The following is a 22,246-nucleotide window of genomic DNA, read 5'->3' on the forward strand; positions in this document are numbered from 1 at the left end:
CCAGGATCACCGATTCCGAAGAGTGGTAAAAGTTGGCCGGTTTAAATCGGAAACCATGATCGAATTAAATCGTAAAGTGCGATCGGCTTATATCGGAATTGATGATCGGTTTGGGTCGGAATATGCACTAATACTTTCATTTATTTCTTTTGTCGCCCTCGTGGCATTCGTGTTGGGCTTAATCAAACCTCAATGGGTAAGAATGCCGAGCCGAAAGCGCTCAAGTGCGATATATGGGGTTGCTTTTCTGTTTGTCGGAATGTTAAGCGCAATGTTTTTCCCATCGCCACGGCAAGAGGTGGCCACAAAATCCGAAGTTGTAGAAGAAAAACCGGCAGCATTTAAATATGCGGATTTAAAGCTGGTTGAGTATCGTCGGAAACCGCAGGCAGAACGTCACGAAATCGTCAGTGATTACGTTAAATTTAAGGGGATACCGGCGAGCGATGGTGATGGGTTCTATGCCTGCTTAAGCCAATACAGCATCACAAAGTCTGAGGAGCTACCGCTCGGTGAAGTTCTTGGCTGGTGTGATGCCGGTTATCAAAAAGACCCTAAATCGATGGCTGAATATACCAACCTTGATGCGTTCCAGAAGAATTTTAGCGGGTGGGATGGTTCTTATCGCCCGCTTGAGAAGCTGATTAAGAAAAGCATGAATGATGATTCATCGTATAAGCATGTCGAAACGATGTCGCATCTTGTCCTTGGGAAAGACCCTCACGCAGTGGTCAAGACCAGATTTAAGGGGACAAATGCCTATGGTGGTGTTGTTACTCAGACTGTGACAGCGCGCATAGATATTAAGACCGGTGATGTCGAAAAAATAATTGAAGAATAGTACGTTATAAACTTCCGCGCCCTTTGGTGGCACAGACCTTGCGGACGGTGCTATGTATTTTATGTATAAGGAAAAATAGAATGCCTATAGTTGGATTTGATGAAAATATGGTCGCTAAGATTGCCGAGGAAGACAGGTTGTTAGCGGAGCAAGTGAAAATTGTTGACGGAGATATCGTTTTTAACGTTGCAGGTGAATACAAAGTTCCAATGCATTCATGTAGAACTCACGCGGAGGTGCTCGATTGGGTGGAGCATCTGGCAGATAAAATATGGATGAATAACAAAATTATGCTGCGTTTTATTATGTTTGCGCGCGGTGTAATTGAGGGGAAGGTACGGTAGTTTTATCTGCATGCAGGTGCATCAATTTGCATTTGATTTTCTCATAAAGATATCGAAAGCCGCGCCAGTACTGGCGCGGCTTTCGCCGTTTCAGGCACCTGCATTAAAACCGACCCATGAAGCGGGCAGGCGTGGCGGGGATAGCATTGCGCGCAGGCATGTATTTAATTATCAGAATTGACGGCGTCAGCGCGTCGTGGTGGCGTTCTGTTGCGCTGGTTTGAGTCGCGGGCATGTACGAGCGAGAGGGCCGTGGCAGGCGGGAGAGGGCGTTTGGTGGCGGGTATAAAAAGGCCGCCAATCCGGCGGCCGGTTTATCATTCGTCGTCGTTGTCGAGGTTGTACTTTTTAAACCGGATGACCTCGATGCCGACCCAGTCATTCACTTCTTTGATGCGCTGCTGGAGTGGTGTCAGCTCATTGCGAACAAACACCCTTGCGGCTTTCTCTACGTCACCCACTGACCCAACGTTCTCCGGCTTGCCGCCCATCAACTGGTAGGGGATGCGGTGAGCGTCCAGCAGGTCGGCGGCGCTGACCTTTTTGATGTTGAAGAAATCATCCTTTGTCGCCACCTCGCTGAGCGGCACAATCTTGATTCCGTCGGGCTTCCCGTTCGGCGCGTAGAAGAACAGGTTTTTAAAATTACCCATGCCTTTAGAGTCGCTCATTGCTTCGCGCAACGCCTCAACATCGGTATTGTTCTGCGCGGCGTCGGTGACATACATGATATAGCCCGCGTGTGCGCCGTTCTGGTAATACTTGCGGCGGAACAGCGTGGCGGACTCGTTCAGCCACGCGGAGTTGAGCGCCGACAGATATTCCGGCATCCCATACAGCTCTTGATTGATATCCGGCTCCAGCAGGTGAAAAACGCTGTCAGGCGCGAACGGGTGCGGCTCAGCGAACGATTGCACGAACCAGTAAACGCTCGGGTCAACGCCACGCCGGGTGTATTTGGCCGGGGAGGTCTCCAGCTTCAACAGCTTGCCGGTCACACTGAAGCGTTTTTCTAAAAAGGCGTTGCCGAACACCAGATAATCCAGCACAAACCGGCTGAAATCCTGCTGTGACAGCAGCGGGTGCGGGATGTAGGTGCTCGCCAAAATATTGCGCTTCACGTAAATGGGTGAGCTGTGATGCACGGCGGCGCGCAGGCTTTTTGCCAGCCCGGAAAAGCTGACGGGCGGCTCAATCCATTTACCGTTACCGACGCATTCCGTGTAGTCCAGAATGTCGCGGCGATCCAACACGGCCGACGGTTCGCCAAAGGTGAACGCCTGCATTTTTTGGTCCGGCTCGGTGACGGCCAGATTTCCTTTTGCCTTGCGGCGATTGCGTTTGCTCATCGGTTGAAGTCCAGAATGGATTTAGACGGTTGGCCGTTGGCGGCGGTCAGCGGTTCATTCAGCAGGGCGTGCATGGTGGCCCACGCGACGTCGGCGTGACTGGCTTCTTCGCTGCGGCTCGCTTCGTAGGTCATGCCCCTGCCGCTGGCGGTCATGGTTTTTCGGATGGCCATAAACGATTTGGTGATGTCGGTATACGCGGTGTCGTATTCGAGTCGGCCGCTGCCGATAGTGTCTTTCGCCTTCAGTACCATGGCGGTCTTCACCTCGGCGCTGTAGCGGATTTCGCGGGCGGCCGGGTAGAACGCGCGCACCAGTTGGAAAACGCCTTGCCCGATGCCGGTGGCGTCGATACCGATGTATTCCACGTTGTATTTTTCGGTCAGCCTGCGGATGGATTCGGCCTGCGTGGCGAAATCCATGCCTTTCCACTGGTGGCGCTCCAGTATGCGGAATTTGCCGCCGGTGACCAGCGGCGGGGCCAGCACCACGCAACCGGCGCTGTCGCCGGAATGCGCCGGGTCATAGCCGACCCACACCGGCCGGTCACCGAACGGTCGGCCTGCATAGGGGTTAACGTCCGTCCACTCGACCAGACTGTCGACCATGCAGCCCTGCAACTCCTCAAAGGGGAATACTGACGCGCTGTCGTCGACAAATTCGCACATGAACAGGTTGCGGAAGTCCTCGGCGCTGTTCTCCCGCTTCAGCACGTCGAGGTCGAACAGGTTACAGCCGCCGCGCAGGGCGTCCTCAATGGTGACGATTTGCCGCCACTGGCCGTCATCGCACAGCTTCCCGGCCGCTAACGCGCTGTGGCTGATGTCGATCTCGACGTGTTCGCTGGCGTGTTTGCGGCCCTTGTTAAACAGCTCGCCGGACCAGAAAGGAAACGCGCCATGCCCCAGCGTTGACGGGGTAGAAAAGTAGGTCGACCGGAGGTGCTTTTGCGAGGCCATGCCGGAAGCGACTTTGCGCAGTTTCTGGAAGTTGGGGATCCAGAAAATCTCATCGACCAGCAGGTCGCCGTTATGGCTTTGCGCGGTGTTGGAGTTGGTGCCGAGAAAAATCAGCTTCGCGCCGTTGTTGCCGAGCACAATCGGGTCGCCGGTCAGCTCAACGTCAACCCGCCGGGCAAATTGAATGATGTACTCGCGGAAGACATACGCCTGCGTTTTGCTCGCGGAAAGAAAAATCTGGTTGTGGCCGGTTTTCAGCGCGTGCAGCAGTGACTCGCGGGAGAAATAAAACGTGGCTCCAATCTGGCGCGATTTCAGGATGTCGCGAATACGATGCTCAAGCCCAGCTTTGTGCCAGCCGAGTTGATATTCGAAAGACTCGTCATAAAAAATATCCTCCAGCTTCGCAATAGCTTCCTCGCTGAAATAGTTCTTTGTCGGCTTTTTACGCTCGCCTTTGTTGCGGTTGGCGACGTTGGGATTGAGGTCAGCCTCGTTGCCGGAGTTCATGTAACGGCTGACGCGCGCGAGGCGCTCAATCTGGCGGCCCAGCAGGTCAATTTCTTTGTAGTCGCTGCCCTCTTTTTTTGTCTTGAGAACGAGCTGCACCATTCGCGCTTCAATGCTGGATTCAACGCGGGAAATCGGCGCGATATCGTCCCATTTTTCCCGCTGCTTCCAGCTCTGCACCGTGGGCGCTTTTTGCTTCAGCATTTCGGCGATTTGCTTCACGGAGAAGCCTTGCCAGTACAGCAAGGCGGCCTGCCTGCGCGGGTCGCTGAGTAAGGATGTGTCTGTCTGGATTTGCATGGTATGCCCTCATTTGCATGATGAGGGCAAGGCTACGCAAGCCACGCCGGGCGTGCGCTAAGGTGCTGTTGTCTGAGGGATAGTCCGTCGGCAGTCGCTGGCCGCGAGGGTGGTCAGTCGGGAAACTAGCCCCGACCTTAACCACTCAGGACAATGGCACATGGCAAAGAAAGTATCGAAATGGTTCCGCATCGGTGTCGAGGGTGACACCTGCGACGGCCGCGTGATTGACGGCAATGACATTCAGGAGATGTCGGAAATCTTCGACCCGCGCGTCTACGGCTGCCGCATCAATCTGGAGCACATCAAGGGACTGTTTCCCAACGGCGATTTTAAGCGTCTCGGCGACGTGGTCGAGCTGAAAGCCGAGAGGATTGATGACGACTCCATCCTCAACGGCAAATGGGCGCTGTTCGCCAAAATGACGCCGACCGACGAGCTGGTCTCCATGGTCAAGGCGAGCCAGAAAGTTTACACCTCCATGGAAATCCGTCCGAACTTTGCCAACACCGGCAAATGCTACCTCATCGGTCTGGCGGTTACTGACGACCCGGCCAGCCTCGGCACCGAATACCTCGAATTCTGTTCCCGCGCCAAAACTAACCCGCTGGCCGGTAAAAAAGCCGAGCCGGGCGATCTGTTCTCGGTGGCGACTGAGGTGCTGCTCGAGTTTGAGGAACAGCCTGACAGCCTGCTGACCAATCTGACCGAGCGCGTGAAAGGCATGTTCAGCTGCAAACAGGCCAGTGACGACGCGCGCTTCAGCGATGTGCATGACGCAGTCACCGCCGTCGCCGAGCAGGTGCAAACCAACGGCGACAGCGCCGAGCAGCGTTTTGCGCAGCTTGAGCAGGAAATCGCGGGGCTGAAAGGTGAGGTGACGACCGGTCAGGAGGCGCTTTCCGAGCTTCAGGCCGCGCTCGATACCACCGAAAACCTGAACCAGCAGCGCCGCCCGAAAGCGCCCGGCGGCAATGGTGAAGACAGCCTGTTGACCAACTGCTGAGAACAGTCAGGGCGGGGCGCACGGCGCGCCGCTGAGAGACGACCCGAATTTATCGAATCAGGACATTCCAATGAAAAAAACGACCCGCTTTAAATTTAACGCCTATCTGCAACAAGTGGCCAAGCTGAACGGCATCACGGACGTCGGCGACGTCGGCAAAAAATTCAGCGTAGAGCCGTCGGTGACGCAGTCGTTGATGAACGTCGTGCAGGAGTCTTCCGAGTTCCTGACCCGTATCAACATGACGCCGGTTGCAGAGCTGAAAGGCGAGAAGGTCGGCGTGGGCGTCAATGGCTCGATTGCCAGCACCACCGACACCGACGGCGGCAAAGAGCGCCAGACCGCTGATTTCACCTCGCTGGAGTCCAATAAGTACGAGTGCCAGCAGGTGAACTTTGATTTCCATATGCGCTATAACCAGCTCGATTTATGGGCGCGTTATCAGGACTTCCAGTTGCGCATCCGCAACGCCATCGCCAAGCGTCAGGCACTGGATTTCATCATGGCCGGATTCAACGGTATCAGCCGCGCCGCCACGTCTGACCGGGCCAAAAACCCGATGTTGCAGGATGTGGCGGTGGGCTGGTTGCAGAAATACCGCAACGAAGCCCCGGCGCGCGTGATGAGCAACATCACCGGCGAGGATGGTGCGGTGATTTCCCCGGTCATCCGCATTGGCAAGGGGGGCGATTATGCCAACCTCGACGCCGTGGTCATGGATGCGACCAACAACCTGATTGCGCCATGGCATCAGGAATCCCCTGACCTTGTGGTGATTTGCGGCCGTAAGCTGCTGGCCGACAAATACTTCCCGCTGGTTAACCAAGAGCAGCCGAACACCGAGGCGATGGCCGCCGACGTGATTGTCAGCCAGAAGCGCATCGGCAACCTTCCCGCCGTCCGCGTGCCGTTCTTCCCGGCCAACGCGATTATGGTCACCACGCTCGAGAATCTGTCGATTTACATCATGGATGAGAGTCACCGCCGCCATATCGAAGAGAACGCCAAGCGTGACCGCGTCGAAAACTACGAGTCGATGAAAATTGACTACGTCATCGAGGACTACGCCGCCGGTTGCCTGATTGAAAATATCGAGCTGCTGCCTGCGTCGACAGAAAAGTCGGGCGTACGGGTATCCAAAGAAGACCCGCAGCCAGCGGGGGCCGATATCAGCGCCTTGGCTGACGCTATCGTGCTGGCAGTGAAAGGGGCGGCCGCGCAACCTGCGCCAGCTACTGAAGAAAATCCAACAACTGAAGGCGAAGCGTAACCATGACGAGTCCCGCACAGCGTCACATGATGCGGGTCTCGGCCGTGGAGGCTGCGCAGCGGGTGGATGACCCGCTGCGCCATGCCACCGCCTACGAGCAAATGCTCGTCAAACTGGCCGCAGACCGCACCAAGCTGAAACAGATCCATTCCGTCGAGAAAAAGGCTGAGCACAAACGCGCCATGTTGCCGTTCTACGCGCCTTGGGTGGCCGGGGTATTGGCCGAAGGGCGGGGGGCGCAGGACGACATCCTGATGACCGTCATGCAGTGGATGCTCGACGCCGATGACATTCCCGGCGCGCTGGAAATTGCGCCTTATGCGCTGAAATACCGTCTCAAAGTGCCGAACAACAAGCGCCCGGTGGCGTACTTGCTGGCCGAAGAGGTGGCGCTGTCGGCGGAGCGCAGCCGCAAGGCGGGCAACCCGGCCAAGATGGATGACCTTCGCGCCGCCATCGCGATGACGGCCGCCGAGGATATGCCCGACATGGTCAAGGCCAAACTGTTCAAGGTGACCGGCCTGATGTTGAGCGACTGCGGTGACTATGCGCAGGCGCTGGAGCACCTCGAGCGCGCGATGCAGCTCGACGGTCACGCCGGGGTGAGAAAAGAGATCCAAAAATGTGAAAGCGCCCTCAAGCCTAAGCCGGCGGCCGCCGCCAAAAGAACAACCACGCGCCCGCGTAAGGCCGCCACGCCGGCCAAGCGCGGACGCCCACGCAAGGCGGTAAAAACCGCCGGTTAACAGAACGCGCCCCGCGCCGGGCGGCACGGTGGCCGCGAGCGTCTTTTGACGTATCAAGGCCGCCGTCCACCGCCCCCTATTTTTGAGGTCGTCATGACGACAGTGATTGTGCGTAACCCGATTAAGCCGCCGGACGAGCCGACGGCCATTATCCCGCAACCGGATGTACCGGAGCCGGTGATTAAAAACACGTTCTTTTTCCCGGATGTTGACCCGAAACGCATCCGCGAGCTGATGCGTCTTGAGTACACGGTCTCGCCGGAGCGTCTGCGCTTTGCCATTCGCAGCGGTATCTCGGAGACGAATGCCGAGCTGTATCTCTATCGCGAGCAGCAACTCGCCGCCGGTTTCAAAACGCTGGCCGACGTACCGGCCGACGAAGTCGACGGCGAAAGTGAGAAGTGCTTTCACTACCTGAGTGCGGTCTGCGCCATGACAACCGCCACGCTGTACGAGCGCTACCGGGGTGCGGATGCCAGCGCCAAGGGGGATAAAAAGGCCGACAGCGTCGAGGTGTCCATTGATGAGCACTGGCGGGATATGCGCTGGTCAATCGCCCGGTTGCAGGGTAAGCCGCGCTGCATTGTCGGGCAAATCTGATGAACGCCGTCGCGCTTCAGGGGGACACGCTCGACGCACTGTGCTATCGGGTCTACGGCCGCACCGAAGGCGTGGTCGAGGCGGTGTTGCTGGCAAATCCGGGGCTGGCTGAGCGGGGTGTCATCCTGCCGCATGGCACGGTGGTCACGCTGCCGGTCATTGATACTGCCCCGGCATCCGAAACCGTTCAGCTATGGGATTAACCATGGAGAAAGTCACATCGTTCATTGCTTACGCCGTCGCGGTACTGCTGGCATGGGTCGGAAAGTATTCCGCGCAGGACATCGCACTGATTGTGGGTGCGGTGGTCGGCGTCGGCACCTTTGTCACCAACTGGTACTACCGCCGCAAAAGCTATTTGCTGCTGAAAAATGTCGGCATTCGACGGGAGGTTTTCGATGAAATCAATCGTTAAACGTTGCAGCGTCGCCGTCGTGCTGGCGCTGGCGGCGTTGTTGCCGGATTTTACCCGGTTGCATACGTCAATGGCGGGCCTTGAGCTGATTGCCAATCTGGAAGGGTGCCGCCTGAGCCCGTATCAGTGTAGTGCGGGCGTCTGGACGAGCGGCATCGGCCATACCGCCGGGGTGAAACCCGGCGGGGTTATCACTGAACGCGAAGCCGCGGTCAATCTGGTGGCCGATGTCATGCAGGTTGAGAAACGCATCGTGCAGTGTATGCCGGTGACCATGCCGCAACCGGTCTATGATGCCGTGGTCAGCTTTGCGTTCAACGTCGGCACGGGCGCTGCGTGCGCGTCAACACTGGCGTACTTCATCAATAAAAAGCAGTGGACGGCTGCGTGCAATCAGCTTCCCCGCTGGGTGTTCGTCAACGGCGTCAGGTCTGTCGGGCTGGAGAATCGCCGGGCGCGCGAGCTGGCGCTGTGTATGACGGGGGCATTATGAGCAGCGGTAGTAAGCTTTTTCTGGCGCTGGTGTTGCTGGCGGTCATTGCCTTGTTGAAGTGGCAGGTTATTACGCTCGGCGACAGTCTGGATGCCGCGAAGCTGGAAAACGTCAGGGTGGCAGCAGCGCTAACCGAAAGTCGCGCGGCTATCGCTGCGCTACAGGACAGCGCTCTGCGTAATGAGCGCGAACAGGTCATGTTGCGCCAGCGCATCGCCGCCGCTGACCAGTTGGCTACCCGCCGCAATCACACCATTACGAGGTTGCTCAATGAAAATGAAGCGCTGCGCCGCTGGTATCAGTCTGCTTTGCCTGATGACGTTATCCGGCTGCATTCCCGCCCCGACTTCGCCACCCCCGACGATTATTTACGCTGGCTGTCCGAAGGTCAGCAGTTGCCCGCTGCCCGGCAGCAACCCGAAGACCAACGGTGATTTAAGCGCCGATATCTTTAATCTTGAGCGCGCGCTGGCAAGCTGTGCGCTTCAGGTTGAGACCGTGAAAAAGTGTCAGGAGGAACTCGATGTTAAAGCCGAAAAGTCTGCGCCAAGCGCTTTATGACGCGGTGCCGAAGCTCAGGGCGAACCCGGATATGCTGCGCATATTTATCGACAGCGGTGTCATCGGGGCAACGCTAGCCGCCTCCCTGTCATTTGAGAATCGCTATACGCTCAATGTGATAGTCGAAGATTACCCGGACGATGTGGATTTGCTGCTGGTGCCGATTGGGGCGTGGTTGCGGGAGAATCAGCCCGATATCATGACCACGGACGAGGGCAAGAAAAAGGGGTTCACCTACTTCGCCGACATCAACAGCGACGACAGTTATGACATCAGTATCAGCCTGCAACTGACTGAGCGCACGCTGGTGAAGGAGGTTGACCGGGCGCTGCACGTGTCCCATGTGCCGGAGCCGCCGCTGCCTGAGCCGGTAGCGCGCCCGATGGAGCTTTACATTAACGGTGAGCTGGTGAGCGCGTGGGATGAATGAGCTTAAGCCTTTTGATGACAAGCTCGCCGGACTGATTGCCGGGCTATCGGCTTCCCGCCGTCGCCAGATGGCGGCCGAGATTGCGAAGCGTCTGCGCACCAGTCAGCAGCAGCGCATTAAGCGCCAGCAGGCACCGGACGGCACGCCGTATGCCGCCCGTAAGCGGCAGCCGGTTCGGGGCAAAAAAGGGCGGGTTAAGCGCGAGATGTTCGCCAAGCTGCGCACCCATCGCTACATGAAAGCCAAAGGCACCGCGGATGAGGCGCTGGTCGAGTTTGCCGGGCGCGTGCAGCGTATCGCGCGTGTGCACCAAGAGGGCTTGCGTGACCGCCCGAGCCGCCATAGCCGGGACGTGCAATATGACGCGCGGCCGTTATTGGGCTTTAGTGATGCTGACCGGAAGATTGTAGAGGACGTGATTATTTCTCATCTGAGCGAGTAGCCCGTTGTCTGATGGGCTATCCTACGCCTGCAAATTGCCGCTGGATCTCTTCAGCGGCATCCTTTTCCCCATGAACACATTCGAATCGATTTCAGAACTCGCGCGCGCTGTGCGCGACCTCATCCGCACCGGCGTCATCGTAGACGTTAAGTACAAGCCGCCGCGCTGCCGCGTTCAATTGGGTGGCAATACGACGGACTGGTTGCAGTGGCTGGCCTGCCGTGCCGGAGGTGCTCGCACATGGTGGGCACCCTCCATCGGTGAGCAAGTGGTGGTGCTGGCACTGGGGGGCGAGCTGGATACCGCCTTTGTGCTGCCAGCTATCAACTCCGACGATTTTCCGGCTCCGTCAGTGTCGCCGGAGGCATATCACACTCGCTTTCCCGATGGTGCGGTCATCGAATATGAGCCTAAAACCGGCGCGCTGAGTGTTACCGGCATTAAAACGGCCAATATCAGTGCGCAAGTGGCCGTCGACGTTTCTGCGCCGAAGGTGACGATTATCGCCAGTCAAAAAATCACGCTCGATACGCCGGAGGTGGTCTGTACCAACAAGCTGACCGCCGACACGTTGGAGCTGAAAAATGGCGGGAAAATGTCGGGGAATATCGATCACGGCGGGGGTACTTTTAAATCCAACGGCGTGCAGGTGGATAAACACGGCCACGGTGGTGTGCAACGCGGCGGAGACTGGACGGAGGGAACCCGATGACCGTGCGATATATCGGCATGAACCGGGACACCGGCCAGACCCTGACGGACAGAGAGCATATCAGCCAGAGCGTTCGCGACATCCTCATTACCCCTGTCGGCTCCCGAGTGATGCGGCGGGAATATGGCTCGCTGTTGTCTGCCCTGATTGACCAGCCGCAAAGCCCGGCGGTGAATGGGCAGGTGATGGCTGCCTGCTACATGGCAATCCTCAAATGGGAACCGCGCATCAGGCTGACGTCCATCACCTTCGAGAAAACCTTCAATGGTCAGATGTTCGTTGACATTACCGGCGTGCGCCAAGACACCACCGGCGGCACATTTTCGTTAACCGTCCCACTGAGCTGACACCATGGCCACTATCGATTTAAGCCAACTACCTGCGCCGAACGTCGTTGAGCCGCTGGACTATGAAATCCTGTTTGCCGAGCGCAAAGCGACGCTGATTTCCCTGTACCCGGCCGACCAGCAGGACGCTGTTGCCCGAACTTTGGCGCTTGAATCGGAGCCTATCGTCAAGCTGCTTCAGGAAAATGCGTATCGGGAGGTATTGCTACGCCAGCGCGTTAACGATGCCGCCAAAGCGGTGATGCTGGCGCACGCCACCGGCGAAGACCTTGACCAGCTCGGCGCGAACTTCAACACGCCGCGACTGGTGATTGCCCCGGCGGATGAAAGCACCATCCCGCCAACACCGGCAGTTATGGAAGCGGATGAAGATTATCGCCTGCGCCTGCAGGATGCTTTCGAAGGGATGAGCACAGCAGGTTCGGCCGGGTCCTACCGTTTTCACGCCCGTTCGGCCGATGGTCGGGTGGCTGATGTGACGGCAATCAGCCCATCACCGGCTAACGTGACCGTCACCGTGTTGTCACGGGACGGCGACGGCAGCGCCAGCGCTGAGCTGTTGCAGGTTGTCAGCGCTGCGCTGAATGACGAGGATGTGCGTCCGGTGGCCGACCGCGTCATTGTGCAATCGGCCAAAATTGCCCCGTATGTCATCGAGGCCGTTTTATACCTGTATCCCGGCCCGGAGGTTGCACCGATCCTCACTGCGGCAAAACAACGTTTACACAATTATGTGCTGACCATGCGCCGCTTAGGTCGCAGTATCCGGCGTTCCGGCATCATCGCGGCGCTGACCGTGGAAGGTGTTGAACGTGTTGAAGTTGCCAAACCGGCCACCGACATCGTGCTTGATAAAACGCAGGCGGGCTACTGCACCGGCGTGAACATCACACCGGGGCGCGCCGATGACTAACCGCTTATTGCCTGTTGGCTCCTCAGTGCTGGAAGTTGCCGCGGCGGCGGCGTGTGCCGAGCTGGAGCGCGTGCCTGTTCCCCTGCGTGACCTGTGGAACCCGAAAACTTGCCCGGTGCACTTGCTGCCTTATCTGGCGTGGGCGTTCTCCGTTGATAGATGGGATGAGGCTTGGCCGGAGGACGTCAAGCGGGGCGTAGTATCCGCCGCGTTCTACATTCATCGTCACAAGGGCACCATCGGTGCCGTGCGCCGCGTTGTGGAGCCGCTCGGCTACCTGATTAACGTCATCGAATGGTTTCACACCGACGGTGCCGATCCGCCCGGTACGTTCCGTCTGGATATTGGCGTGCTGGAAACGGGCATTACCGACGAAATGTATCAGGAAATGGAGCGCCTGATTGCCGACGCCAAGCCCCTGAGCCGCCACCTGATCGGCCTCAATATTTTGCAGGACATCCCCGGCTGGATTTACACCGGCGCGGCGGCGATTGATGGCGATGTTATTACCGTTTACCCCGGATAAGAGAAAATCATGAGCAAATACAAAGCGATTATTACCACCGCCGGGGCGGCGAAGATTGCCGCCGCCAGCGCGGGCGGCACGCAGTTGAAAATTGTCCGTATGGCCGTCGGCGACGGGAACGGCACGCTGCCGACACCCAGCCCGGCGCAAACGACACTCGTCAACGAGACATACCGCGCGGCGCTCAATGGGCTGACTATCGACAAAACGCTGAAAAATCACATTCTGGCCGAGATGATTATCCCGGCGAACGTCGGCGGGTGGTGGTTGCGTGAAATGGGGCTGTATGACGAGGACGGGACGCTGATTGCAGTCAGTAATATGGCGGAGAGCTACAAGCCGAAACTGGAAGAAGGCAGCGGCCGCACGCAGACACTGCGCATGATTTTGATTGTCAGCAGCACCGAGGCGATTCAGGTGATCGCCGGTGGCGACACGGTGCTGGCGACAAAAGACTATGTTACCGACGCGATCGTCGAGCATGAGAAAACCCGCAACCACCCGGACGCCAGCACTACGGCGAAGGGCTTGGTACAGCTGAGCAGCGCGACAACCAGCACTGACGAAACGAAAGCCAGCACCCCGAAAGCGCTTAAAACGGTCAGTGATGCCAGCATGAAAAAGGACGCCAATCTGTCCGATTTGACCAATAAAGCCGCCGCGCGTGGAAATCTGGCGTTAGGCGATGCTGCAACGCGTAACGTCGGGATAGAAGGCGGGCAACTGATGGCCGTCGGCGCGTTTGGTCTGGGGATGGGGCCGCGGCATTTTGATGACGCATATTGTAATAGCGCACAAATATATCGCGTTAATGGCTCGTCAATAAACGCGCCGGGCAATGGCGTTTACGGGGTGTTGAGCCTGCCGTGTGACGGTGGGCCGTCTGGAAGTTACGTATCTATTCAGGCCAATGGCAATGCCTTTGTCGGCTGGTCGAATATTTCCGCCAATGGCGTATTGTGGAGCCAGGTATACACGACGAAGTTTAAGCCGACCGCCGCCGACATAGGCGCATTAACTGACGTGCAGGCCGCGCAGAAATACGCGTTGCGCTCGATTAAGGTCAACGGTCAGCCGTTGTCTGCTGACGTGAATTTGTTGGCCAGTGATGTCAACGCGTGGAGTAAAACCGAGGCTGACGGGCGTTATCTGGCGAAGACCGGCGGCCAATTAACTGGGCCGGTCACAACTAGCGCAGAGATCCAATCAATCAGCTCCGATAACTACCGGCTGATCGGCGGTGATTACGGCTCGTTCTGGCGCAATGACGGCACCGCGTTGTATTTGATGCTGACAAATGCCAAAGACCAAGCCGGGACATGGAACAGCCTCCGCCCATTTACTGTTGATGTGAAAACAGGACAGGCAACGTTTGCTCATGCTGTAGGGATGAACAGTAATCTAACCGTGAATGGACATATTCGCGGTGATAGAAATTTGTCCGTTGGTGAGGATTTGTACGTTGACCGCAACGCCACGGTAACGGGCAGCCTGAAAGTAGGAGCCAGCACACACTCCAGTGATGGCAACATTTTAGGCAGCCGTTGGGGCAATAAATGGCTGTGGGATGCGATAGTTGAGCAAGATAACGGGCGTGTCGATTGGGGGTCGTTCAATCGTGAGGTTGGTGCGCGGGCAACAATTGACTATGTAAACAATGTGATAAACGGCCGGGTTGACTGGGGATCATTTGCAAACCGAACGCATGAAGGGCCGGGGTGGTGGCGTGACGAAAATACGGGGATTCTGTTCCAATACGGTCGATTCTCGTCACTGGGCATCAATGAAAATGCCAATTTGTGGCAGCCGTTCAACATCTCGTTTACCCAATGGGTCGGGCCGATATTGCTGTCGCCGTGGTGGCCGGATCGGAGTTCATGGGGCGATGCGTTTGATTATGCTCCGATTCTGGGAAGCAATAATAATCAGGGGTTCAACTGGAATAAACAGGTTTTTGGCAATTCTCACGGTGATTGGAACTGTGGCATGACGTGGTTTGCAATCGGGAAATAACGATATGTATGTTTATAGTGCTGAAAATAATGCGTTTTACCCGCTCTCGATGCTTGAAGATTACGCCGCCGTCGGGGCTTGGCCTGCCGACGGTATTGATGTCGATGAAGCTGTTTTTCAGGCGTTCACCGGCCAGCCGCCGGAAGGGAAACAGCGCGGATCGTCGAAAGGGCTACCGTGCTGGGTGGACATCCCACCACCGACCGCCGAACAACTGCGCGCCAGTGCTGAGCGCAGGAAGGCATCCTTAATGGCTTTGGCCTCAAAGGTGATGGCACCGCTACAGGATGCGGATGATTTGGGGATGGCGACGGAGGAAGAAGCCGCACAGCTCAAGCGCTGGAAAACCTACCGGGTGCAGCTGAGCCGCATTAACCCGCAGGATGCGCCGGATATTGACTGGCCGGTGGTGCCCGGCGCCTAAGAAAAAAGCCCGCAGCGATGCGGGCTTTGTGTTTGCGGCTTTCCCTGATGTTGCCGCGTTTACGTTCTGACCTTACCCCGCCCGGCTAAAATCCGTCCAATCGATTGCATAGATCAATGCATCGATATTGATCGGTGCAAACGATCATCTTGACGTCTTACCTCATCCCATCTCTTTGCGCCGTTGTCTGGTCGGCCATCCACCGGCCATCGCGTGCGCGCCCGTCAACCCGGCGGCAAGCTAAGCACACCTCTCACTGACCGGAGTCACAACATGGGTGATTACCACCACGGCGTGCGCGTCGTCGAAGTTAATGACGGCACGCGCGTCATCTCTACCGTATCGACGGCTGTCGTCGGCATTGTCTGCACCGGCAAAGATGCCGACCCGAAGCTTTTCCCGCTCAACACCCCGGTACTGATTACCGATGTAATTGCCGCTGCCGGTAAGGCCGGGAAATCCGGCACGCTGGCGAAAGCGTTGTCAGCCATTGGCGACCAGTGCAAACCGGTGACGGTTGTTGTGCGCGTCGAAGAGGGCAAAGATGCGGCGGAAACCACGTCAAACATCATCGGCGGCGCGGACGAAAACGGCCGCTATACCGGCATGAAAGCCTTGCTCACTGCGCAGGCCGTCACCGGTGTGAAACCGCGCATTCTGGGCGTGCCGGGGCTGGATTCGCTGGAGGTGGCGACGGCGCTGGCCGGGATTTGCCAGCAGTTGCGCGCCTTCGGTTATATCAGCGCGTACGGCTGCAAAAGCATTTCCGAGGCCATCGCCTACCGCGACAATTTCAGTCAGCGTGAGCTGATGCTCATTTGGCCGGATTTCCTCGCGTGGGATACCACCGGCAACGTCAGCACCACGGCTCATGCCACCGCTCGCGCGTTGGGGTTGCGCGCCAAAATCGATACGGAAACCGGCTGGCATAAAACGCTTTCTAACGTCGGCGTCAATGGCGTGACCGGCATTTCCGCCAGCGTGTTCTGGGATTTGCAGGCACCCGGCACCGATGCCGACCTGCTCAATGAGGCCGGGGTCACCACACTGGTGCGCAAAGACGGTTTTCGCTTCTGGGGCAACCGCTCTTGCTCTGATGACCCGCTGTTCTTGTTTGAGAACTACACCCGCACCGCGCAGGTATTGGCTGACACCATGGCCGAGGCGCACATGTGGGCGGTGGATAAGCCGGTCACCGGCACGCTTATCCGCGACATTGTCGAGGGCATCAAAGCCAAATTCCGCGAGCTGAAATCCAACGGCTACATCATCGACGCAGATTGCTGGTACGACGAATCGGCCAACGACAAAGAGACCCTGAAAGCCGGGAAGCTGTATATCGATTATGACTATACCCCGGTCCCCCCACTGGAAGACCTGACCCTGCGCCAGCGTATCACCGATAAATATCTGGTGAATCTGGCCGCTGGCGTCAACAGCTAAGAGGACGCGTTAAACCATGGCACTCCCGCGCAAACTGAAGTACCTCAACCTGTTTAACGACGGTTTGAGCTATATGGGCGTAGTCAGCTCTGTGACCCTGCCGAAACTGACGCGCAAGCTGGAGAACTATCGCGGCGGCGGTATGAACGGCGCGGCCCCGGTTGATATGGGGTTGGACGACGATGCCCTCAGCGTCGAGTGGACTATCGGCGGTCTTCCCGATGACCAGCTCTGGGCGCAGTACGCCGCCGCCAGTGCGGCATCGGTGCCGCTTCGCTTTTGCGGTTCTTACCAGCGCGATGACACCGGCGATATGGTCGCCGTTGAGATTGTGCTGCGTGGCCGTCACAAAGAGTTTGATTTTGGCGACCAGAAACAGGGCGAGGACACCGAGACAAAAATCTCGACGCAATGCACCTATTTCAAACTGACCGTCGACGGCAAAGAGCGCATCGAGGTGGACACCGTCAACATGGTTGAACGCGTGAACGGCGTCGACATGCTGGCGCAGCACCGTCGCAATATCGGGCTGTAATCACCGGGCGGTCGGCAGGTCCGGCCGCCATTCCCCTGACTGAACTGGAATAACATCATGAAAGACGAAAAAATCATCGCCGCAACTGAAAACCCGAACGTCGTGAAACTGGATGCTCCCGTCAAGCGCGGCGAAACCTTTATCGATACGGTGACGCTGACCAAGCCCAACGCAGGCACCCTGCGCGGCGTCGGGCTGGCCTCGCTGGCTAACTCTGAAGTCGATGCGCTGATTAAGGTGCTGCCGCGCATGACGTATCCGCCACTGACCGAAAGTGAAGTCGCAGCGCTGGAGCTGCCTGACCTTGTGGCGCTGGCCGGGAAGGTTATCGGTTTTTTGGCACCGAGTTCGGCACGCTAGATTTTCCTGCCGGTTTGTCGGTTGATGACCTGATGGCGGATATCGCGACGATTTTTCACTGGCCGCCGTCAGAACTTTACCCGATGACACCGCAAGAACTCCTCAACTGGCGCGACAAAGCGCTCCACCGAAGCGGACAAACGAATGAGTAACAACGTCAGGTTGCAGGTGCTACTCAAAGCCGTTGACCAAGCGAGCCGCCCGTTTAAAAGCATCCAGACAGCGAGTAAATCGCTGTCTGCACAAATCCGCGACACCCGGCAAAACCTCAAAGAGCTGAGCGCACAGGCCGGGCGTGTCGAGGGATTCCGCAAATCGAGTGCTCAACTGGCGGTCACCGGTCAGGCGCTGGCAAAAGCCAAACAAGAAGCCGCCGCGCTGGCGGTACAGTTTAAAAATACCGAGAAGCCGACTCGCGCACAGGCGCAGCTGATGGAGGCGGCCAAACGCTCGGCCGCCGAGTTGCAGCTCAAATATAACGGGCTGCGCCAGTCGGTGCAGCGTCAGCGCCAAGAGCTGGCGCAGGCCGGGATTAACACGCGCAACCTCGCCACCGACGAGCGCCGCCTGAAATCCTCAATCAGTGAGACCACCGCTCAGCTCAACCGCCAGCGGGAGGCGTTGTCGCGCGTCAGCCAGCGGCAGGAAAAACTCAGCGCAGTGAGCCAGCGCTATCAGACCGGAAAGCAACTGGCGGGCAGCGTGGCGGGCGCGGGCGCTGCGGGTGTCGGTGCGGCAACCGTAGGCGGTTTTACGGCAAAAAAACTCCTGACGCCGGGGTATGATTTTGCGCAAAAAAACTCCGAGTTACAGGCCGTGCTCGGCGTGGCGAAAGACTCGGCTGACATGGTGGCGCTTCGCACGCAGGCGCGGCAGCTTGGTGATAACACGGCGGCGTCGGCTGATGACGCTGCCGGGGCGCAAATCATCATTGCCAAAGCGGGCGGCGACAAAGATGCGATTACCGCAGCGACGCCGGTCACGCTCAATATGGCGCTGGCCAACCGTAAAACCATGGAGGAAAACGCCACCCTGTTGATGGGGGTGAAATCCGCTTTTGGGCTGACAAACGACAAAGTTGCGCACATTGGTGATGTGATTTCGCAGACCATGAATAAAAGCGCTGCCAACTTCGAGGGGCTCAGCGACACCCTGACCTATGCCGCGCCGGTGGCGAAAAATGCCGGTATCAGCGTCGAGGAAACGGCGGCCATTGCCGGGGCGTTGGCGGATGCCAAAATTACCGGCTCTATGGCCGGTACGGGTAGCCGCGCGGTGATTACCCGGTTGCAGGCTCCCATGGGTAAGGCGAATGACGCATTGGGCGAGCTGGGGGTCAAAACCGCCGACCGCAAAGGCAATATGCGGCCGCTGTTCACCATCCTGAAGGAAATGCAAAGGAGCTTCGATAAAAATAAGCTCGGCACCGCCCAGCGTGCGGAGTACATGAAAGTCATCTTCGGCGAAGAAGCGTCGTCGGCCGCAGCGGTGCTGATGGGGGATGCGGCTTCCGGCAAGCTTGACCGCCTGACCAAATTGCTCCGGGAGTCCGACGGCAAGACGGAGGAGCTGGTCAAAGTCATGCAGGACAACCTCGGCGGGGATCTGAAAGAACTTCAGTCCGCCTATGAGGCCATCGGCATTGATATGTATGACCAACTGGAAACGCCTTTCCGTGAGCTGACAACCCGCGCGACAAAGTTCCTGCTGAAAATTGACCTTTGGATCAAAAACAACAAAGAGCTTGCCGGGACGCTGGCAAAAATCGCGCTCGGTGGCCTTGCGATTGTCGGCACCCTGGGGGCGATTGGCTTGGCATCGTGGCCGGTCATCATGGGGATTAACGGCATCATTGCGGTTGCTGGCACGCTGGGGACGGCCTTTAGCGTGGTGGGAGGGGCCATCATGGCGGCGCTCGGCGCGCTGACGTGGCCGATTGTGGCTGCGGTGGTTGCCATCGTGGCCGGGGCGCTGCTGATTCGTAAATACTGGCAGCCTATCAGCGCCTTTTTCAGCGGCGTTATCGAGGGGCTTATCAGTGCATTTGCGCCGGTTGGCGAGTTGTTCAGACCGCTGAAGCCGGTTTTTGACTGGCTCGGCGAGAAGCTAAAGGCGGTCTGGCAATGGTTCAAAGATTTAATCGAGCCTGTGAAATCGACGAAGGAGACCCTCGACAACTGTAAAAATGCCGGGCTGGAGTTTGGCCGCGGATTGGCCGACGTGCTGATGCTGCCGCTCAGGGCATTCAACAAGCTGCGTCAGGGCATTGATTGGGTGCTGGAAAAACTTGGCGTCATCAATGCTGAATCCAGCGACCTCGACAAGAAAGCGCAGAAGGCCAATGACTACGCCAACGGGGCGAACGGGCGCGGGTATTCCCCGTCGGGTGGCTTGTTGACGGGCGGCTATGTACCGGTTACGGCCGGGGGTGGGAAATCCTATGTGGATAACAGCGTCAATAATTTCCACGTCGGCAGCCAGCACCCCGGCGGAGCCAGCGCGGCGGAAACCAAACGGATGCTGCTGGACGTGGTGGAAGAACGGGAGCGCAAACGCCGCGCGGCGCAGCGTTCAAATATGGCGACGGATTAAGGGGATGTGCTGATGATGCTGATTCTTGGGCTGTTTGTGTTCCAGTTGCAGACGGTGCCGTACCAAACGCTGGCGCGCTCGGTAGATTATCGCTGGCCGTCAAACAGCCGCGTTGGCCAGCGGCCTGCGCTGCAATTTCTCGGCGTGAACGAGGAAAAAATCACGCTCTCCGGCGTACTGCTGCCCGAAATCACCGGTGGCAAAATCTCGATGCAACTGCTCGATGCGATGGCGGCCGAGGGCAAGGCGTGGCCGCTGCTGGAAGGGACAGGCACCATTTACGGCATGTTTGTCGTGAACAGCGTCAGCGAAACCCGCACGGAGTTTTTCTCCACCGGCAGCGCCCGCCGCATCGAGTTTACGCTCACGCTCACGCGCGTGGATGAATCCTTTACGGCCATGTATGGCGATTTGCAGGCGCAGGCCGAGGGGATGCTCGGTCAGGTGAGCGAGCTGGCGGCCAAGGTGGGGAATATGACGGGAGGGCTGCTCCAATGATTACCGGGATGACGCTGGATGCCGGGGCAACCATCGCCCCGGCGTTTATGCTCAAAATGGGCAACAAGGACATCACGCACGATATCAGCGCCCGCCTGCTCTCCCTGACGCTTTCGGACAACCGCGGATTTGAGGCTGACCAGCTGGATATCGAACTGGACGACGCCGACGGTCAGGTCATGATGCCCGGCCGGGGCGCAGTGCTGTCGCTTCATCTTGGGTGGCAGGGGGCGCCATTGTTCAACAAAGGCAATTTTACCGTCGACGAGATAGAGCATCGGGGAACGCCGGACACGCTGACTATTCGCGCCCGCTCCGCTGATTTTCGCGGTTCGCTCAATGCCCGTCGGGAGGAGTCTTATCATGAGACGACACTCGGTGCAGTGATTGGCAAAATTGCCGAGAGGAACAAGCTGGCCGCCCGCGTAGCGAAAGAGCTGGCCGGGATTAAAGTCCCGCATATCGACCAGTCGCAGGAGTCCGATGCCAAATTTTTGACGCGCCTTGCCAGCCGCAATGGGGCGGAGGTGTCGATAAAAGCCGGGAGACTGTTATTTATCCGGGCCGGGAATGGCGTGACCGCCGGCGGCAAGCCGATACCGCAGATGACCATCGAGCGCCGCGACGGCGACCGACATCAATTTGCGATTGCTGACCGGGCCGCGTATACCGGCGTTACGGCGAAATGGCTGCACACCAAAGACCCGAAGCCGCAAAAGCAGCGGGTCAAGCTCAAACGCAAACCGAAGCCGCAGCACCTGCGCGCGCTGCAACACCCCAAGGCAAAGCCGGTTACTGCCAAGAAGGCGGCGGCCAAGCCGAAAGAGGCAAAGGAAGGGGAATACATGACCGGCGAGGCCGATAATGTGTTTGCCATCACCACGGTCTATGCCAGCAAGGCGCAGGCGATGCGCGCCGCACTGGCGAAGTGGGACAAGCTGCAACGTGGTGTGGCGGAGTTTTCCATCAGCCTCGCCATGGGGCGCGCAGATTTATATCCGGAAACGCCGGTAGTGGTGAAGGGGTTTAAGCGCGTCATAGATGAGCAGGCGTGGACAATCACTAAGGTGACCCACTCACTCAGCGATAGCGGCTACACGACGGCGTTAGAGCTTGAGGTGAAGCTTTCTGATGTGGAGTACGAGGAGGAAATCTCACAAGGTTAAACTGATAATAATTCATTGATATTAAAGATAAAAAGTCTAAAATTACTTTATCAATGTTGAATGGTGGAGGTGATAAATTATGTTTCATTGCAATATCTGCGGAACTGCTGCACACGCTCGCTCAAGTCGTTATCTCAGTGAGAACACCAAAGAGCGCTATCACCAGTGTCAGAACATCAATTGCAGTCATACATTTGTCACCATGGAAACCATCGAGCGCACCATTATGAAGCCCGGCCATGTGGTGCCGGTACTGCCGCACCCAAACAATTACGGTCAGCAAAGCATGTTGATGTAACCGAACGAAGAAGCCCCGGAAATCCGGGGCTTTTTTCGATGTGGTCAATGTGTGGACGCTGATTGAAATAAATCCATTAATTTCAATGTGATAAATCCTGTTTAAAGTCACCAGTTACTGACATTGCGGGTTTTTCTCCAATATTGACTGTCA

29 protein-coding genes are annotated in these 22,246 nt (G+C 57.5%); 27 read left to right on the forward strand and 2 right to left on the reverse strand.

All coding sequences use genetic code 11. The features are described 5' to 3' along the window. The first annotated feature begins 55 nt into the window (after positions 1-55). Entirely contained in the window at positions 56-841 is a 786-nt protein-coding gene (locus tag M6G53_RS19110) for a hypothetical protein (RefSeq protein WP_253333850.1), read from the forward strand. 80 nt (positions 842-921) lie between these two features. Further along, positions 922-1,185, forward strand: coding sequence for a hypothetical protein (locus M6G53_RS19115; RefSeq protein ID WP_253333774.1), 264 nt, complete (start codon positions 922-924; stop codon positions 1,183-1,185). 317 nt (positions 1,186-1,502) lie between these two features. Here M6G53_RS19115 and M6G53_RS19120 read toward each other — a convergent pair whose 3' ends face one another. Together M6G53_RS19120 and M6G53_RS19125 are read right to left on the reverse strand one after the other, a co-directional pair. Next, positions 1,503-2,534 (reverse strand): phage portal protein, encoded by a 1,032-nt coding sequence (locus tag M6G53_RS19120; RefSeq protein WP_253333776.1) that lies wholly within the window; start codon positions 2,532-2,534, stop codon positions 1,503-1,505. Continuing rightward, a complete protein-coding gene (locus tag M6G53_RS19125) occupies positions 2,531-4,303 on the reverse strand; it encodes a terminase ATPase subunit family protein (protein ID WP_253333778.1) in 1,773 nt (590 codons plus the stop codon). Before M6G53_RS19125 ends, M6G53_RS19120 begins: the two co-directional genes overlap by 4 nt. Before the next feature lie 160 nt (positions 4,304-4,463). On the opposite strand from M6G53_RS19125, the gene M6G53_RS19130 reads away from it, so the two are divergent. The 25 genes from M6G53_RS19130 (at position 4,464) to M6G53_RS19250 (ending at position 22,093) form a co-directional block, all read left to right on the forward strand. Then, complete coding sequence (locus tag M6G53_RS19130; RefSeq protein WP_253333779.1) at positions 4,464-5,309, forward strand: GPO family capsid scaffolding protein; 846 nt, start codon at positions 4,464-4,466, stop codon at positions 5,307-5,309. A gap of 70 nt (positions 5,310-5,379) precedes the next feature. Then, the gene (locus M6G53_RS19135; protein WP_253333782.1) at positions 5,380-6,579 is read left to right on the forward strand and encodes a phage major capsid protein, P2 family; all 1,200 of its coding nucleotides are present in this window, start codon (positions 5,380-5,382) and stop codon (positions 6,577-6,579) included. A gap of 2 nt (positions 6,580-6,581) precedes the next feature. Then, the gene (gene gpM / locus M6G53_RS19140) at positions 6,582-7,325 is read left to right on the forward strand and encodes a phage terminase small subunit (protein ID WP_099784736.1); all 744 of its coding nucleotides are present in this window, start codon (positions 6,582-6,584) and stop codon (positions 7,323-7,325) included. Between the two features lie 93 nt (positions 7,326-7,418). Continuing rightward, positions 7,419-7,925: a head completion/stabilization protein gene (locus M6G53_RS19145; protein WP_033643479.1), complete on the forward strand. Its 507-nt coding sequence runs from the start codon at positions 7,419-7,421 to the stop codon at positions 7,923-7,925. After that, positions 7,925-8,128 carry a tail protein X gene (locus M6G53_RS19150; RefSeq protein WP_253333784.1) on the forward strand — a complete coding sequence of 68 codons (204 nt, stop codon included), beginning with the start codon at positions 7,925-7,927 and terminating at the stop codon, positions 8,126-8,128. The genes M6G53_RS19145 and M6G53_RS19150 overlap by 1 nt, the downstream gene beginning before the upstream one ends. A gap of 2 nt (positions 8,129-8,130) precedes the next feature. Next, complete coding sequence (locus M6G53_RS19155; RefSeq protein ID WP_033652228.1) at positions 8,131-8,340, forward strand: HP1 family phage holin; 210 nt, start codon at positions 8,131-8,133, stop codon at positions 8,338-8,340. Further along, positions 8,324-8,833 carry a lysozyme gene (locus tag M6G53_RS19160; RefSeq protein ID WP_253333786.1) on the forward strand — a complete coding sequence of 170 codons (510 nt, stop codon included), beginning with the start codon at positions 8,324-8,326 and terminating at the stop codon, positions 8,831-8,833. The genes M6G53_RS19155 and M6G53_RS19160 overlap by 17 nt, the downstream gene beginning before the upstream one ends. Continuing rightward, on the forward strand, positions 8,830-9,267 hold the full coding sequence (gene lysB / locus M6G53_RS19165) for an Rz-like lysis system protein LysB (protein WP_253333788.1): 438 nt from the start codon (positions 8,830-8,832) through the stop codon (positions 9,265-9,267). The genes M6G53_RS19160 and lysB overlap by 4 nt, the downstream gene beginning before the upstream one ends. Further along, positions 9,149-9,394, forward strand: coding sequence for an Rz1-like lysis system protein LysC (gene lysC / locus M6G53_RS19170; protein ID WP_229597897.1), 246 nt, complete (start codon positions 9,149-9,151; stop codon positions 9,392-9,394). Before lysB ends, lysC begins: the two co-directional genes overlap by 119 nt. Beyond that, on the forward strand, positions 9,357-9,824 hold the full coding sequence (locus M6G53_RS19175; RefSeq protein WP_197780983.1) for a phage tail protein: 468 nt from the start codon (positions 9,357-9,359) through the stop codon (positions 9,822-9,824). Before lysC ends, M6G53_RS19175 begins: the two co-directional genes overlap by 38 nt. Then, entirely contained in the window at positions 9,817-10,266 is a 450-nt protein-coding gene (locus M6G53_RS19180; RefSeq protein WP_253333790.1) for a phage virion morphogenesis protein, read from the forward strand. Before M6G53_RS19175 ends, M6G53_RS19180 begins: the two co-directional genes overlap by 8 nt. 70 nt (positions 10,267-10,336) lie before the next feature. After that, positions 10,337-10,978, forward strand: coding sequence for a phage baseplate assembly protein V (locus M6G53_RS19185; RefSeq protein WP_253333851.1), 642 nt, complete (start codon positions 10,337-10,339; stop codon positions 10,976-10,978). After that, positions 10,975-11,325, forward strand: coding sequence for a GPW/gp25 family protein (locus tag M6G53_RS19190; protein ID WP_253333792.1), 351 nt, complete (start codon positions 10,975-10,977; stop codon positions 11,323-11,325). The genes M6G53_RS19185 and M6G53_RS19190 overlap by 4 nt, the downstream gene beginning before the upstream one ends. A gap of 4 nt (positions 11,326-11,329) precedes the next feature. After that, on the forward strand, positions 11,330-12,238 hold the full coding sequence (locus tag M6G53_RS19195) for a baseplate assembly protein (RefSeq protein ID WP_253333795.1): 909 nt from the start codon (positions 11,330-11,332) through the stop codon (positions 12,236-12,238). Next, entirely contained in the window at positions 12,231-12,764 is a 534-nt protein-coding gene (locus tag M6G53_RS19200; protein WP_253333797.1) for a phage tail protein I, read from the forward strand. The genes M6G53_RS19195 and M6G53_RS19200 overlap by 8 nt, the downstream gene beginning before the upstream one ends. A gap of 9 nt (positions 12,765-12,773) precedes the next feature. Continuing rightward, the gene (locus M6G53_RS19205; protein WP_253333799.1) at positions 12,774-14,777 is read left to right on the forward strand and encodes a phage tail protein; all 2,004 of its coding nucleotides are present in this window, start codon (positions 12,774-12,776) and stop codon (positions 14,775-14,777) included. Positions 14,778-14,781: 4 nt separating this feature from the next. Beyond that, a complete protein-coding gene (locus M6G53_RS19210) occupies positions 14,782-15,201 on the forward strand; it encodes a tail fiber assembly protein (RefSeq protein ID WP_253333801.1) in 420 nt (139 codons plus the stop codon). Between the two features lie 273 nt (positions 15,202-15,474). Further along, positions 15,475-16,644: a phage tail sheath protein gene (locus tag M6G53_RS19215; protein ID WP_253333803.1), complete on the forward strand. Its 1,170-nt coding sequence runs from the start codon at positions 15,475-15,477 to the stop codon at positions 16,642-16,644. 16 nt (positions 16,645-16,660) lie between these two features. Then, the gene (locus M6G53_RS19220; RefSeq protein ID WP_253333804.1) at positions 16,661-17,179 is read left to right on the forward strand and encodes a phage major tail tube protein; all 519 of its coding nucleotides are present in this window, start codon (positions 16,661-16,663) and stop codon (positions 17,177-17,179) included. A gap of 57 nt (positions 17,180-17,236) precedes the next feature. Further along, complete coding sequence (locus M6G53_RS19225) at positions 17,237-17,539, forward strand: phage tail assembly protein (RefSeq protein ID WP_253333807.1); 303 nt, start codon at positions 17,237-17,239, stop codon at positions 17,537-17,539. A 32-nt stretch (positions 17,540-17,571) separates the two neighbouring features. Beyond that, positions 17,572-17,691 carry a GpE family phage tail protein gene (locus tag M6G53_RS19230; protein WP_071796738.1) on the forward strand — a complete coding sequence of 40 codons (120 nt, stop codon included), beginning with the start codon at positions 17,572-17,574 and terminating at the stop codon, positions 17,689-17,691. Further along, positions 17,684-20,131, forward strand: a complete 2,448-nt coding sequence (locus tag M6G53_RS19235; RefSeq protein WP_253333809.1) for a phage tail tape measure protein — start codon at positions 17,684-17,686, stop codon at positions 20,129-20,131. Before M6G53_RS19230 ends, M6G53_RS19235 begins: the two co-directional genes overlap by 8 nt. Before the next feature lie 12 nt (positions 20,132-20,143). Then, the gene (locus tag M6G53_RS19240) at positions 20,144-20,629 is read left to right on the forward strand and encodes a phage tail protein (RefSeq protein ID WP_253333811.1); all 486 of its coding nucleotides are present in this window, start codon (positions 20,144-20,146) and stop codon (positions 20,627-20,629) included. Continuing rightward, positions 20,626-21,795: a phage late control D family protein gene (locus M6G53_RS19245; protein WP_253333813.1), complete on the forward strand. Its 1,170-nt coding sequence runs from the start codon at positions 20,626-20,628 to the stop codon at positions 21,793-21,795. The genes M6G53_RS19240 and M6G53_RS19245 overlap by 4 nt, the downstream gene beginning before the upstream one ends. 79 nt (positions 21,796-21,874) lie before the next feature. Next, complete coding sequence (locus M6G53_RS19250; RefSeq protein WP_033643461.1) at positions 21,875-22,093, forward strand: DNA-binding transcriptional regulator; 219 nt, start codon at positions 21,875-21,877, stop codon at positions 22,091-22,093. Positions 22,094-22,246: the final 153 nt, after the last annotated feature.

Source organism: Serratia nevei, from assembly GCF_024160145.1.
Lineage (GTDB): Bacteria > Pseudomonadota > Gammaproteobacteria > Enterobacterales > Enterobacteriaceae > Serratia > Serratia nevei_A.